Below are 13,563 nucleotides of genomic sequence, written 5' to 3'. Positions count from 1 at the left end.
CTACCAGCACCCAATATTCAGCTAGAGAACGGAATTGACCATGAGCAATACCACCATCAATGAGATGACCGACTTCCTCGAGGCCGTCGGCGACTTACGAGATGCCGACGAAGCCATTCGCACCACGGCGCACACGTCGAGCATCATCTCCGAAGGCTGGATGGCCGCCGAGAAGTAGACCCTTCGCTGTGGGCTGCGGCGAACAGTCGCCCAGCCCACAGCTGCCCGCCATGCGAAAGGCCCTCTCGTGGACGTCTTGAATGGCGTATTCCGCCTACAGCAAACCGACCAACTCCACCAAACCCGGACCGCGGCAATCCATTCGATCCTCAACACCAACGGATCACGCGAGCATCTAGCACTAGGTGATCAAGCCCTGGCTTACGCCCTCGCCCATCACTACCTCGAAGGCGCCGAGCAGGCTGCTCGCAGCGGCAACCTTGACGAATTCCACTGGTACAAGGAAACAATCGTCGAACCGCCCGCCACCTGGTTCGAACCGACAGCACGCGGACGGAAGCTCGCCCAATCGCCCACACCCGAAGACATGCAGCAATCTCCACTAGCAGACGCCCCCTACTACGTAGTGGGGCCACGCACCACGCGAGCACCACGCCACACCATCGACCTCGTCACCGCCGCCCTCAACATCGCCGCCAGCGCTGGATTCGGTGATCTCGTAGATAACCACGCACCGATCATTTGCCTACTTCGGTCCAAGGCCCCCACCGACACCTTGGACAGCTGGACCATCAGCCGACTGCCCGGAACCATATTTCTCGACCACATCAACGACCCAACGGTGTTAGCCCGCGACATCGTTCACGAAGCTGGTCACAATTGGCTCAACGATGCGCTCGCGGCGACGGAAATCGCCATCCACGACAGCCGAACCTACTACTCGCCGTGGAAGCGAACGCCGCGACCAGCATTTGGATTCCTCCATGCCTGTTGGTCGTTCCCACTCACCATGTTGTTCACCGCGACCGCCGGCCACCTCGCGCCTGGCCCCGTAGAGGTGATGCTCCAGCAGTACCTTGAACAGCAACAGCGAAAGCTGTCAGTCACCGCCGCCGATCACGCCGACGCCCTCCAACTCGTGGACAACGCCAGCGTGCGTGACCGTTTACGCGCTGTATATGCCGCTGCGACTGTCCTCGGTTGATGACGTCGTCACATGGCGCATCCGCTGGCCACCGCGATAAGCGGAACCGCTAGGTGGTTACGAACTCGCCGTCACGCATCGTCGGGGCTTCTCATCGGGCTACACAGTTGCGAGCTCGAACTCACCGTCACAGATACCGGCGGTGAACGCAACCCACTCGGCGGCAGTATAGGTGAGGGCGATGCCACCGTCGGTCTGGATGCGCACCTCGCCGGATGAGAGCCTTTCGATGAGCGGCAGTCCGCGTGCATCGTCGGCCTCGGTGCCGGCCGCGGCGTCCTTGAAGGCGTTCCATTCTTGCGCGGGGATGGAGATCACCGGCTGTGCAGCCGGATCGTTGGATGGATCCCGCAAGTACTTGCTGTCACGAATGAGGACCGTGTCACCGTCAAAGGCAATCTCGACGCACTCGCCCCCGTTGGTTCCGCTGTAGCTGGAGGTCCGCCAGGCGAGGGCGATGGTCTTCATGTCAGGTCGCTCCGAACTCATGCTTGCAGGTTAGCGATGCGGGCCGCGATCAGGTCGGCGGACTCGGAAGGCGAGAGCGCAACGCTGCACAAACGGTCTGCCATCATTCTATACAGGCGGACTTGGTCCTGATCCTGCACGTAAAGGGCACCTGCCGCGTGCTCCAGATAGCCGATGCTCTGTGCGGCATCGAAGTCGAGCAGCATGAACTCATCATCCAATCCGTCATGAACCGCCACGCTGGTGGGCATCACGTGTAGCTCAACGTTGTCCAGCCGCATCAGGTCGAGCAAGTGCTGGAGTTGTTCGCGCATAACCGGTGGGCCGCCGACTGGCCGATCCAGTACAGCCTCTTCGATGACTGCCCTCAGTCCTAGCGGATTGCGTTCGTCATTCAGTCGCTGTCGAGCCATTCGACTCGCAACCACCTGCGGTGCATCCATCAACGCGATCTGCAAGCTGGCTTCAAGGAGCGTGGATGCGTATCGCGGCGTTTGCATCTGTCCGGGGATGGTCTTGGATCGGTAGACGAACTGATTTGTCGCGAGTCCTTCCAGTCCGACGAACGTGCGGAACCAGTCGGGTAAGACGTCGGAGAACGGCGCCCACCACGTGTTCTGATCCGCCTTTCCCGCCAGTGAGGCGATTCGATCGATGTGCTCGACATCTGCGCCGTACGCCCTCAGCAGCGCTGTCGTCTCGTCTGGCTTCTGCTGCGTCTTTCCGGTCTCCAAGTAGTTGATCTTCGGTTGGTTACACCCAAGGATCTTGGCGGCTTCGGCCTGCTTCATCCCGGCCTTCTCGCGAGATACCCGCAGGTCGTGACCGATCAAGAATCGCAATGCAGCTGGATCGGAACGGCTGTCCGGCACCCTGGCCTCCCTGTACTGGCACATGAAACGACCTGTGCATCGTACGTGCACCCGCTCTTGGACGATTTCAGCCATTCCATTGAGTCATGTATATATACAGACTAACATGGAATCTAACAGGCAAATGTGAGTCCATGTACGGCTCGAGACATGGATCTCTTACCTAGGCGGTGGGGCAAATGTCGATCCACGCAGTCGATCAAAAGTCGATGACCAGCGATTTAACTCAGCATCAAGCGAGAGCGGCGGGACAGGACGGCTGGGTAGTGAGCTTCCTGCCCGGTCGCACTCTGACAGCAGATCAGGCCGTCGCGGCCCTGCGCGCGGCGGAAGAGTGGGCCGCTATCCGAGCGGACGCCGCAAGCCTGGGCCTGACCGGGCTGGAACTGGCTGGCCTGGCGGAAGCGGAATGTATGTGGCCGCCGCCCGAACCAGGTCGCCTACGGAGCCGTTTATGGAGGAGGACCCGGTGATGTTCGAGCGATGCCACAGCCCGCATGACGTCGCTCATGTGTACGGCCAATACGGCTTCCCTGTTGAGCTGACGTTCGGCCGGACCTCGATGCTGACCAGCGCCCGGCTCGGTGCGGTGGTGATGCCGCCCAGTCTGGGGCAATTGGTCCAGGAGCTGCTCGGCGATGCCGCGTCGGCACCTGTCATCAGCCATTCCGGGCCGGATCGTCGATGGATCTTCCTGGTCGGCCCCAACCGGAGCAACAAGCTAGGCGACCGCTCTCTTGCCGAGCTGGAACGCCACGAGGTCCGACTGCTGGATGCCGGAACGCGGGTGTGGTTGCCGATGTCGGACTCTCCGATCGGATGGTATTGGGCGGCACCGCCTCTGGAAGGCGCGAGCGCGGCTCCATCCCGCACATTTGTGCTTGGGATAGCCCGCAAAGTGCTCGACGGACATGCCATCGCTCGGTCTCAAGGGTGCTGATCTCATGTGCGCCGCGCCGACGAGCCTCACGCTGGTCATGACCGACATGCGATTGTCTTTCCCCTCCGACGAAGAGCTGCTGTCCGCGATCCGCGGGCACCACATCGGCGACCAGCCACTGTGCGGATTCGCGCGGGAATTCGGGATCCTGCACGAGCAGCTCCTCGAAACCGCCGCCGCCCATGCTGAGATCGCTCGCCGCAGAGACGAACTCGCCGTCGAGGTTGATACGTGGGTGGCGGCCCGGCTACCGGTGCCACATCCGAACGCGAGCCTGCACACCGAAACGGTGGGCCGACTGCTCGACCGGATCGCCGAAGCGCAGGTACACGCGTACCGCCTGCTGATGACGATCAGTCCAGACGACCCCAGGGTGCACGCGGCCTGGTACCGGCTGGCGGAATTGGTCGACGGCTATACCGACTTGACCCGCGAAGTAATCCAGCGTGCTCGACGTCTTCCTGCACTTGGGGATCGCCGCTGATGGACACCGCACGTCGTAGGAAGACGCGAGGGCGATCGCCTGCCATCGCACCGAAGGCAGGCGATCGAATCCCGCAAACGGCACAGTCGCGCAGGCCAGGGCTGAGCCACGATCAAGGAGACATTGTGTCCGACGTGCCGAATGCACTGCGCGGCAACGGCATCGCGGTCGCGGTGCAACTGCTGATAGTCAGAGATGGCCGCCTACTGCTGACGCGACGCCACAACACCGGTTTCGCCGATGGCGACTGGAACGCTCCCGGAGGCCGACTAGAGCAGGGGGAGCATGTCCTCGCCGCCGTCATCCGTGAGGCGAACGAAGAGGTCGGCGTACAGCTGGTCCCTGACGAGGTCCGGATGGTGGCGGTGTTGCACATCCAGTCGCCCCTCGGCGGCACACGGATCGTGTTCACCTTCCACGCTGAGACCTGGACCGGTGAACCGTATAACCGTGAGCCCGAGCGTTGTTCGGACCTGCGGTGGTTCGGGTTCGATGAGATCCCGCCAGCGACTCTGCTGAGTACCCGTGCCGGACTGAATTTGTTTCTGCACGGAGAGCACTTCGGCGTGTGCGGGTGGTCGCAACACCCATCGGTCGATGGATAGTCGAACCGGGCTGCCGGGCAAGGACATGGTCTTGGCCGCCTGCAGGGGTTTCCCTCCGATCGAGGACGTCATGCTGCTGGATTCGGCCGGCGAGCTCGCCGCGCTGCATCAAACTCGCGAGCACACACCGCTATGCGAGCTCGAGGAAATCGACTGGCACCGCTCTCGTTTGATGTGCGAGATCGATGACTGGGTGAGGTTGGTGACCCCGGACCCGTTCCCGGACGCGCGAGTGCATACCCACACGATGGGTCAGGTCATCGATCAGCTTGCGCAGGCGACTGTCCAAACCTATATCGCGCTCGTAGCCGCGCCGGATCGCCTGTTTGCCGACGCTTCCGCGCAACTGGCCGAACTCGGCGATGCCTATCAAGACCTCGCCGACGAGCTCGGGCGAGGTACCCGCCGCCTTCCGGAGATCACTATTCCGTTGTGAATAGTGCTGTCGCACAACATATCCCGTATTCAGTGAATAGCACGTGAGTAGGAGTCAGTATCCATGGTCGATTCCCTCGCCACACCGGTGGCTGAGCTAGATAGTGCACGGGCTGGCGCATCACCGAATTCTGAATCGCGATGCCTGTTCTGTTGCCCGGCGAATCCGGATCTGAACAGGATCGCTGGCAGCTGGGGCACGGTATATGCACGGTGGGACAACTTCCCCGCCAGCCCAGGCCATCTCGAGATCGTTCCCTTCCGTCACATGCTGTCGTTCTTCGACCTGACTGATCAGGAAGCGAGCGACCTTCACTGGCTGGCACGTGCTATGCAGGGTCACCTCGAGCAGCGTTTCCGCCCTGAGGGATACACGATCGGCATCAACGACGGCCCGGCGTCAGGCCGCAGCGTGGACCACCTGCATCTTCACATCATCCCCCGCTACCACGGCGACATCGCCGATCCCCGCGGCGGGATCCGGCGCATCTTTCCTGGCGATCCGGATACCTGGCGCTGAAACGCATTGCTGCTGAGACACATTCACCGACAACAAACCCGGAAGGATTCCCCCTTGCTGCTTTCTGCACTCACCATCGCCGTGGAAACGTTCGGCGTGCTCACACTTTTGCGCGCTAGACGACCGGACCCGCCTGCGCCGTTGGATCGACTACCCCGCTGTCGTACGCCTATGAGGAGGCGAGCGTAATGGGTTACGAAGACGAGGAAGACACCTGTGACAGCTTCCCTCTGTCGTTGAGTCCGCACGACGCGCGAGTGCTTTGGTCTGCGCACTATTGGCACGAGTGTCGTGCCCACTTCGCGGCGCGAGCAGTGATCGACGGTGCCCGCAACCACGGCTGGGACGACGCGGATTCGTTGACCACGTCCCAAGACTGGGCGGCCGCCTATCGGGCGCGGAACCTGCCCGCGACGATCAGCGACGACGGGCGGGTGGAGCTGATCGCGGATGACGCCATAACCGCGGTGATGATGCCCCACGCTTTTGTCGGGTGGGTGAACGACCGAATCGGGTTCCAGACACCGACACTGGCCCCCGCGCCCGAGAAGCTCTCCACCGCGGACTGGACGGTAGTGGCGACGCGTGAGTCGATCCCGCCCAAAGCGCTCGAAGAGCTCGGCTGGCTGGGAGTGAGAGTCCTCGAGCCCGGACAACGCCTTGCCCTCCCGATGGCCGCGCGCCCGTATGCGGTAGGCGAGTCCTGGTGGCTCGAGTGGCCGCAGCAGCACCTGCGATACAAGCAGCTGCTCGGGGCTCCACCGTTGATGATCCTGCTCAACATCACGTTCTGGGCCGCGCACAGCCTCCACCAACTCGCGCGTCGGCGCCACGAGATCGAGTTCGAAGTCCTGCCCAACAGTCACATCACCGTCGAGCTCGACGCGGCCGCGGCAGCAGGGATCCGAAAACGGTCAGTCGCCATGTCATGGCACAGGGCCGCCAGTCAGCTGATCACGGTCGGAGCACGAGTCCTCGAGGCCGCAGGAACCGAAGGCGAAGTTCTGATCCGCGACGCCGCAGGAGCAGAAACCAAGGTCGAGATCAATGACGCGTTGACCATCTCCCGATCAGGGCGGTGGCCGATCGAATGGGAGGTGTACCGATGAGGACAGAAATCCGAGACCATCGATGGCCCCTATCGGGTTCGTGTGACTATCCCCGCAGCACCTGCGGCTTGGAACGGTGCCGCCAAACAGGTTGGCGACCAGTCGATTTCGATGATCATCAGGGAAAGGAGGTGCGCCGGTGAACTGGCGAGATCAGCTCGCTCGACGCATATCTCACCGATCGAGCGGAGCCCCATCCCGTCGGCGGGGCTGTCGCAGCTTCGTCATGTTCGAGAACGCCGAGCTCAAACGTCGATGTCTGAAGCTCTACTCCCATTGCGGGCGACCGGAATTCGATGAAGATGGTCTTCTGGTTGGCGTGGTCTGTCCGGCGGTGTTGTGCGGGCGTGTTCCGGTGCGAGAGAGCAGGATCGAGGCACATCGAACATGGGACCACCATGCCTGCGAGTGGGCGGGATGGCGCATCATCGACGATGGCCGCCGCCCCACGATGGGGTGTGCGTCGTGAACACGCCGGCCTCACCGGATCCGGGTGCGACCGGTTTCGGTGACTGCCTGGTCGACCCCGGAGTCCTCACTCGCGACGACGCGATCTATGCCATGTGTGTCCACTTTTCGTGTCCGGTGCAATGTCTGGTACTGCCCCGCGCCGAAGCAACTCTCAACGACGAATTCGCACCCCTGCCGCTAGGGATGCCCAGTCCCGATACGTCGGCGGCAGACCAGGAGACACGGCTCGCGGACTTTGCCGACCTGGCTGCCACTTTGCGTGAGCTATTGGCACAGCCTGTGCCGGATCCCGAGACGAAGGATGAGGCTGAGCCACGCACCTGATCGTGATGCGGTACCGGCTATTCGTGCACGATTGGAGGAATTCCATATCCGAGGATGGCGACGAGTAGCCAGTTTGGACTGAGGTAGGCCAGCCCATACGCCAATATCCAATACGCGGGCAAGGCTGCGGGTGATTGCGCCAGTGGTTAAGAACTTTCCCTCGCATACGTCGAATACAGCTTTCTGGTGGCCCAGGACTGAAACGTCGTGGGCCACCAGAAAGCGAGTCGGGTCGACATTAGCCCGAACGTCCCACGCTCCGTTTTCGGCACCTGTGGCATTTGTGTAATGGTTCAGAACCCCCTCTGTCATCAATTGAGCAATGACTATGCACAGACTAATATGGTATGTGACAAGCAGATATAGGCCCATATATTCAATCGATAAATGATCTATTGCATAGGTTGTGGCCAAGTATTGACCAATCCGGTGGTATTCGAGCGAGGTCATAGCCCGCATCGAAACCATCGACGACCGCACAGCCAGGAACTCGAATGAACCTCAGTTACAACCGAAAACTTTACGTCGCCGCCGACGGCCGCACCAGGATGGACCGTGCGTCGTGACCGTCACTGCCGCACCCGTCCTCGCCCGCCGCATGTTGGCGCGCCAGCTGCGCGAGCTGCGGGAGAACTCAGGCGTCAGTGCGGAAACGGCCCGGAAGAGGATCGGTGTCGCCAAACAGACACTGTGGCGGATGGAAACCGGACAACCTGTGCGGCTGAATCCGCTGTTCATCGAGCAACTATGCGCAATGTATGGAGCGTCCGAGGGTGTGACGGGCATACTTCTCGAATTGACGGAGGAAGCGCGCGCGAAGGGATGGTGGCACGAATTCGGGGACGTGATCCCAAAGAGCTGCGAAATGTTCATAGGGCTCGAAGATGCCGCGAAACGGATTACTTCGTATCAGACGACGCTTCTACCCGGACTCTTGCAAACCGAGGAATATCATCGAGCGCTGATCTGGCTGACGGCTCCGATGATGCCTGTCGCCGAGGTCGAACGTCGCATCGAGATGCTCAATTGCCGAAAGGCTCGTCTCTACGAGCCTGTTCATCCCCGGTCGCTGCATGCTGTCATTGATGAAGCCGCTCTGCGCAGAGCCGTCGGTGGCCGGACTGTTATGGCAGAGCAAATGAACTACTTAGCGGATCTCGGGGAGCTGCCGCATGTATGCGTGCAGGTGGTTCCGCTAAGCGTCGAGGCGTATGCGGGGTTGGTTGTCGGCCCGTTCGAGCTGCTCGAATTCCCGAGGCACCGTACGGCGCGGCTCACCGAACCTCCTGTCGTACACCTACAGGGCTACACCGGCGCGGCGTACCTCGAGAAGATCGATGAGGTCCAGCGGTATCAGCAGGCGTACGCCGAACTACAACGTTCGTCACTGGATGAGCCTCACAGTCGCAGGCTCCTCCGCAAGATCGCGAAGGAATCCGCGACGTGACGCGACTCCGCATGAGGCCCGGCGCGCTATTCGAGGACGCCGGTCGGAAGTTCACATCCAAGGGCGGCAGCGAGTAGCCGGTAGTGGGTGGGAGCCCATCGGGTGTGGCAGGACTGGCAGACGCAGCCGTCTGCGGTGATCTGGAGTGCGGCTTGTCGGACGTATTCCCCTGCGGTGTCGGGCCGGTGCACGGTGCGGACCTGGCAGGCCGGGCAGGCCGCGACCAGCTCCCACCGATGCACCGGTTCGAGCAATCCCTTTCCGGCCTCGGCCCAACGCCGCAGCTGGGCGATCCACTCGTCCACGGTTTCGCGATACTCCGGCGCCCAGGCGGTTGCGGCGAGAAGGTTGAGTCGGCGCACGGTCTCGGTGTGCCCGTTGTCGCCGCCGGCATCGGGATGCCAGGCGGCGACGGTGGCGTCGACGTCGCTGAGCCAGTCGAGTCCTTCGACCCAGGCGGGTGGAAGGCTGCGTGGCCGCAAGGATCCGCCGTCACCTTGGCGTGCGGCAAGCTCAGCGCGAATCTCGTCGTAGACCGATTCGCTGTAGCCGCTGCGGATCGCGCCGTCGGAGTCGATGTGGTTGCGCAGCCGGTGCCCGATGAGGGCGTGGACCGCGTCATCGAGCTCGTGGGATACGGCGGCCCGTGGGGTTGTGCGAGTCATGGGCGTGAATCCGGCTGTGTCACAGCGACGATCACCATGTCTCTACTCTAGCGTGCATCAGTAGATATCGCACCAGTGCGTAGATGGTGAGTCGTTCGCGGTCAGCTGGCTCGGTTGAATTGTTCTGCAGCGGCTATCAATTGGTGAAACTGCTGTTGGTAGGCGTGGCCGACCAGCCCGCAGAGCATGTTGATGGCTTGTTGTTCATCACAGTGGAAGAACAGCGTCCGCGCTTGGTTGTAGGACAGGCCCAGCAGCTCTTGGGCGAGCATGGGGACCGAGCGGCGTTTGCCGCGGTAGATGACGATTTCGTGGCATTGGGTCCATTCGGCTCCGGCCAGGGTGACAGTCCATCCGGCGACGCTGTGGGCGGTGCCTTCGGGGCGCGCGTCGGCCCAGACGCGATGATCGTGCAGATGCGGTTTCGCACTCAGGGTGCGAAGAACAGTGTGGGCGAGCGGCAGGTTCAGGACGATAGGCACCGGAACCTCCGGGCTGGCAACATGAGTTTCCCCCAACCGGCCGAGTTAGTCCCGGCCCTGGAATCAGCGACTCGTCAGTGGTCGGCCCGGCCCGACGTGACAAATCAAGCTGATGACAACGGTTCTCGCGAGGGGGGCCGACCAGGGTCGAGGGGGCCTGACCCCGAACAGGTGATCTTAAACGTGTCATCCATCATAGAGGAAGCCCGCACCGCTATTCGGTTGCTGTGTCGTGCGCCATGCTGACCAGAATGGCTACTGCGTCCGAATCTCGGGTTAGCAGCACACGTTTGGCTTCGACCCGGACTCGTGTCCAGCCTCCCTGCGTGTTCCGCAGTCGCAGCACGGCGTTGGAGGGCCCGTCGATAGTCGCGCGCGCCGTCGCACGGGCAAGGGCGATGTCCTCGGGGTGCAGCGCGGGATCACGGTCGGCATCGCCGGTGAGTTCCCAGGCGATGCCGGGCATTTCGGCTCCGAGCCAGCGGTGGGCAATGAGTGTTTTGAGATCGACCAGGGCGTGGTAGATGCCCGGCACAGAGAGCTCGGCGGCCATCACGGCTTGGGAGAAGGTCAGCGGTGGTGGTTCGGCGGGCTCGTCGCGGCCGGGGCTGATGTCGATCGCCAAGCCCTGAAGAAACCGCCGGCCACCAACTCGCGCCCCGCGGGCGCAGAAGTGGAGATCGCGAGCGACGCCGTCTCCGCGGATGATGGGCCAGGTGTTCTGATAGAGCGTCGTGTCGTCGGCTCGCATCGCCAGTGCGAAGGCAGCACCTTCGTCCTCGGCGAAGTTCAGGTATCGAAGGGCCGACATCCGAGAGATCTCAGTGCGTCGGCGGTCCTTCGGAACCTGGTAGACATCGTGCGTTTCGTCGGTGTAGAGGGCGACCATCGTGTCGAGATTCAGATCCCACGCCCCTGATCGAGGCGGTAGCGGCACCTCGATCCCGGTGTGTCCGACCCAGATTCGGATGCCGTAGATGCGGTCGGTCGTGTTCGTGATCGGCTCGGCGATGAGATGCTCGCCGCGTGCGGTGGAGGTTTCTTCCCATCTGTGCCCGCTGCGGCGGACCTGGTTGGTCAGGCGCCGGGTGGCTTTGAGCGTTTCGTTACGCAGCACCTTCTGGAGTGGTTGCAGGCGTACGGGTTTGCGGCCGATGGCCATGACGTTGGGATCTTTACGGACGCATTCGATCAGTAGCCATTCCCCCAGCATCTGTCCCAGAATAGTGGAAACGGCGGGCTTCACAGTAGGTGGATCTACCTACGTCAAGCCCGCCGTTCCCTGGGCGAGAGCCTCAGTCGACGATCGCGATGACCATTTGTCCGGTGATCTGCTGGACGAACAGGTCGGGGTCGACTCGTCCGTCCGCGTGGTAGCGAGCTCGCAGGTTCGGGTCGACTTCGACGATGACACCGTGCTCGTCGATCGCCGCCTGGTAGTGGCTGATGTCCTCCCCGGCGAGGACACCGTGCCAGTGCCCATCAACGAGGAAGCGGTTGCTGATGGCGGGTTGGGGGGTTCCGGGTGGGTGGTAGCGGAAGATCGCGGTCTCGAACTCTGGTCCGTCGTCGGCGATGGTTCGCTTGATGTGGGAGACGAACACATAGTTCGTGTCCCGCCACGGCCGCGAGAGCCGGTAGGTCCAGATCTGGGCGCGGTAGTGGTCGGCGTCGCCGTGGAACGTGATGCGGTAGGCGCACCCGTCCGGCGGCACTGGACCTGGTGGTGGCTCGGCCTCGACCGCGGTCGTGTCTGTTTCGATCAGCTCGATGATGTCGATCTGGATCGGGATCGGGATCCGTCCCCGCATTGCTCGAAGACGTTGGAGGAGCGGTTGTACGGGGCCGTGGAACTGGGATCCGGGACAGAACACGGGGCTGTCGTCTGCGGCGTAGTCGTACGCATCGAGGGCTGCCTCGCAGTCCTCGCAACCGCAATACCGTAGCCGCAGCATCAGCAGTTGCATGCGGACCGGCAAGGAGTGCCATTCCTGGGGGCAGTGTGGGCAGTGCTCGACGGTGCCGCTGTCGGGTTCTCGGGCTAGTTGTTCATCGACCAGAGCGTCGATGGCGTCGACCAAGACGCGATCAGGAGTCGGATTATGTTGCGGCATCAGTGTATTCCGAGTTGGTCTAGTCGGGTCTCGACCGCTTTCGCGGCTTCGTCGGGGTCGGGGCGCAGCGCTTCGAGGCGGTGGACCTTGCCCTCGAGGTCGCGGTAGATGGCCCTGGCGCGCCACCGTTCGGGTTCATCGCGGTCCGCGGGGAAGTATTCGATGTCGATCGCTGTGCAGGTGCCTGGCTCGATGGGTGGTCTCATCGGCTGCTCCCGATGACACCTTTGATGCGCAGGTCAGCGAAGGTCATCGCCCACTGCCAGGGATGGCCCTTGCTCTCTTGGGATTGAACAACGTTGAGCCACAACAGGTCTTGACCCCAGATGTCGAATCGCACGAAATGCATGACGGTGCTTGCCGCGCTCAGGGCGAATGCATCGTGCTCGGCCAGGGCGTCGGGGTCGGCGCCCAGATCGAGCAGGGCGCGCCCGATCAGTCGTGAGCCTTGCCAGCCGCCGTCGGCGTCACGCACGACGTATCGGTTGCCGTGGGGATGGTTGTGGGCGGTGGGGGTGATGGCGTCGGGGGTGGTCATGACGAGTTCGCGGACCTTGCAGACCAGCGCGGTCGCGGTGATGGTGGTGCTCATAGCCGCCCCCGCTCGATGCGGTCGATGATCTCGGTGAGTTCATCGAGGGTGTTGGCGGAGTGGAACAACTCGTGCGCTTGGGGTTCGGACAGCCCGAGTCGCCGCGTGGCGTATTCGGCAGCGCGTAACTGTTTGCCGGTGGCCAGGTCCCGTGCGGTGGTCAGATCAGCGTCCAAGCGCACCGGCGGCATGGTCGTGTCATCGGTGAGACCGGCGGTGCGCAGGGTCATCGCGTCGTAGGCCCAGCCCACGTCGGGGTCGAGTTCGACGACCCAGCCCGCGACGCACATCGCGATCGGGCACAGCGGTGCGCCGGTATCGGCGCGGACGATGGTGGCGACGTCGACCATCCGGAAGAACTCCTGATCCCACGTCAGCCCAGGATGACGGCGCTGATCGGGCAGTGAGGCGATGGTGTCGATGACCTTGCGCGCGAACCGGATATCAGGTGTGGCGCGGCGGATCATGACGAAACACTCTGTCCGGCTGTGTATTCGACACCGACGAGGCGTCCGGCTGCCAGCAGATGCATGGGAGCAGCCGGTAGCCAGGTGGCGTGGCAGCACGGGCAATAGCCCGTGGTGACCGAATTGCCGCCCATCATGGTCAAGCCTGGTTCCAGGGTCAGCGTCGGGCAGGCTGGGCAGGCCATACCGGCCAGCTGTCCCAGGCTGGGCCTGGTCGGTGAAATGTCTTTCGGCCCGGCTTCCTCGGCACTTCCGTGCTCGAGCGGGCAGTGCAATTCCATGACGATTGTCATCGTTTCTCCCGTAGATGCGGTATTCGATTCACAGGGGATCGGTGGTGCCAGCCACTTGAAATCCCCTGTCCTCCATAATATTTCAATATCAATTCGGACTCAATACCTCA

The 13,563-nt window shown here is 62.5% G+C and carries 20 protein-coding genes; 10 read left to right on the top strand and 10 right to left on the bottom strand.

Translation table 11 applies throughout. The features are described from left to right. Positions 1-40: 40 nt before the first annotated feature. Entirely contained in the window at positions 41-178 is a 138-nt protein-coding gene (locus tag ACGFNJ_RS20915) for a hypothetical protein (RefSeq protein ID WP_393450466.1), read from the top strand. A gap of 69 nt (positions 179-247) precedes the next feature. Beyond that, complete coding sequence (locus tag ACGFNJ_RS20910; protein WP_393450463.1) at positions 248-1,165, top strand: aKG-HExxH-type peptide beta-hydroxylase; 918 nt, start codon at positions 248-250, stop codon at positions 1,163-1,165. Between the two features lie 99 nt (positions 1,166-1,264). On the opposite strand, the gene ACGFNJ_RS20905 is transcribed toward ACGFNJ_RS20910, so the two are convergent. Together ACGFNJ_RS20905 and ACGFNJ_RS20900 are read right to left on the bottom strand one after the other, a co-directional pair. Next, positions 1,265-1,654 (bottom strand): DUF397 domain-containing protein, encoded by a 390-nt coding sequence (locus ACGFNJ_RS20905; RefSeq protein ID WP_393450460.1) that lies wholly within the window; start codon positions 1,652-1,654, stop codon positions 1,265-1,267. After that, entirely contained in the window at positions 1,651-2,505 is an 855-nt protein-coding gene (locus ACGFNJ_RS20900; protein WP_393450457.1) for a helix-turn-helix domain-containing protein, read from the bottom strand. The genes ACGFNJ_RS20905 and ACGFNJ_RS20900 overlap by 4 nt, the downstream gene beginning before the upstream one ends. A gap of 454 nt (positions 2,506-2,959) precedes the next feature. Between ACGFNJ_RS20900 and ACGFNJ_RS20895 the strand changes: the two genes are divergently transcribed. The 8 genes from ACGFNJ_RS20895 to ACGFNJ_RS20860 all read left to right on the top strand — a co-directional run bounded on the left by ACGFNJ_RS20895 (position 2,960) and on the right by ACGFNJ_RS20860 (position 8,840). Continuing rightward, a complete protein-coding gene (locus ACGFNJ_RS20895) occupies positions 2,960-3,445 on the top strand; it encodes a hypothetical protein (protein WP_393450454.1) in 486 nt (161 codons plus the stop codon). Continuing rightward, entirely contained in the window at positions 3,417-3,929 is a 513-nt protein-coding gene (locus ACGFNJ_RS20890; protein WP_393450451.1) for a DUF4254 domain-containing protein, read from the top strand. Before ACGFNJ_RS20895 ends, ACGFNJ_RS20890 begins: the two co-directional genes overlap by 29 nt. A 125-nt stretch (positions 3,930-4,054) precedes the next feature. After that, positions 4,055-4,534 (top strand): NUDIX domain-containing protein, encoded by a 480-nt coding sequence (locus tag ACGFNJ_RS20885; RefSeq protein ID WP_393450448.1) that lies wholly within the window; start codon positions 4,055-4,057, stop codon positions 4,532-4,534. Between the two features lie 70 nt (positions 4,535-4,604). Further along, positions 4,605-4,970: a hypothetical protein gene (locus ACGFNJ_RS20880; RefSeq protein ID WP_393450445.1), complete on the top strand. Its 366-nt coding sequence runs from the start codon at positions 4,605-4,607 to the stop codon at positions 4,968-4,970. Between the two features lie 63 nt (positions 4,971-5,033). Then, positions 5,034-5,489, top strand: coding sequence for an HIT family protein (locus tag ACGFNJ_RS20875; protein ID WP_393450442.1), 456 nt, complete (start codon positions 5,034-5,036; stop codon positions 5,487-5,489). 188 nt (positions 5,490-5,677) lie between these two features. Beyond that, entirely contained in the window at positions 5,678-6,598 is a 921-nt protein-coding gene (locus tag ACGFNJ_RS20870) for a hypothetical protein (protein WP_393450439.1), read from the top strand. 465 nt (positions 6,599-7,063) lie between these two features. Next, entirely contained in the window at positions 7,064-7,393 is a 330-nt protein-coding gene (locus tag ACGFNJ_RS20865; RefSeq protein WP_393450437.1) for a hypothetical protein, read from the top strand. Between the two features lie 562 nt (positions 7,394-7,955). After that, positions 7,956-8,840, top strand: a complete 885-nt coding sequence (locus ACGFNJ_RS20860) for a helix-turn-helix domain-containing protein (protein WP_393450434.1) — start codon at positions 7,956-7,958, stop codon at positions 8,838-8,840. Between the two features lie 26 nt (positions 8,841-8,866). Here the strand turns inward: ACGFNJ_RS20860 and ACGFNJ_RS20855 are convergent, their stop codons facing one another. From ACGFNJ_RS20855 to ACGFNJ_RS20820, 8 genes are all read right to left on the bottom strand, one after another. Further along, positions 8,867-9,505, bottom strand: coding sequence for a hypothetical protein (locus ACGFNJ_RS20855; RefSeq protein WP_393450431.1), 639 nt, complete (start codon positions 9,503-9,505; stop codon positions 8,867-8,869). A gap of 101 nt (positions 9,506-9,606) precedes the next feature. Next, complete coding sequence (locus ACGFNJ_RS20850; RefSeq protein WP_393450428.1) at positions 9,607-9,987, bottom strand: hypothetical protein; 381 nt, start codon at positions 9,985-9,987, stop codon at positions 9,607-9,609. A 214-nt stretch (positions 9,988-10,201) separates the two neighbouring features. Beyond that, entirely contained in the window at positions 10,202-11,200 is a 999-nt protein-coding gene (locus tag ACGFNJ_RS20845; protein ID WP_393450425.1) for a GAF domain-containing protein, read from the bottom strand. Positions 11,201-11,282: 82 nt separating this feature from the next. Next, a complete protein-coding gene (locus tag ACGFNJ_RS20840; protein WP_393450422.1) occupies positions 11,283-12,101 on the bottom strand; it encodes a hypothetical protein in 819 nt (272 codons plus the stop codon). Next, entirely contained in the window at positions 12,101-12,307 is a 207-nt protein-coding gene (locus ACGFNJ_RS20835; RefSeq protein WP_393450419.1) for a hypothetical protein, read from the bottom strand. The genes ACGFNJ_RS20840 and ACGFNJ_RS20835 overlap by 1 nt, the downstream gene beginning before the upstream one ends. Further along, positions 12,304-12,693, bottom strand: coding sequence for a hypothetical protein (locus ACGFNJ_RS20830; RefSeq protein ID WP_393450416.1), 390 nt, complete (start codon positions 12,691-12,693; stop codon positions 12,304-12,306). Before ACGFNJ_RS20830 ends, ACGFNJ_RS20835 begins: the two co-directional genes overlap by 4 nt. Then, positions 12,690-13,160 carry a hypothetical protein gene (locus tag ACGFNJ_RS20825; RefSeq protein WP_393450413.1) on the bottom strand — a complete coding sequence of 157 codons (471 nt, stop codon included), beginning with the start codon at positions 13,158-13,160 and terminating at the stop codon, positions 12,690-12,692. Before ACGFNJ_RS20825 ends, ACGFNJ_RS20830 begins: the two co-directional genes overlap by 4 nt. Then, positions 13,157-13,453, bottom strand: coding sequence for a hypothetical protein (locus ACGFNJ_RS20820; protein WP_393450410.1), 297 nt, complete (start codon positions 13,451-13,453; stop codon positions 13,157-13,159). Before ACGFNJ_RS20820 ends, ACGFNJ_RS20825 begins: the two co-directional genes overlap by 4 nt. Between the last annotated feature and the right edge of the window lie 110 nt (positions 13,454-13,563).

The organism is Nocardia sp. NPDC049149 (assembly GCF_043197455.1).
Lineage (GTDB): Bacteria > Actinomycetota > Actinomycetes > Mycobacteriales > Mycobacteriaceae > Nocardia.
This window is presented reverse-complemented; position numbering and strand designations above follow the sequence as displayed.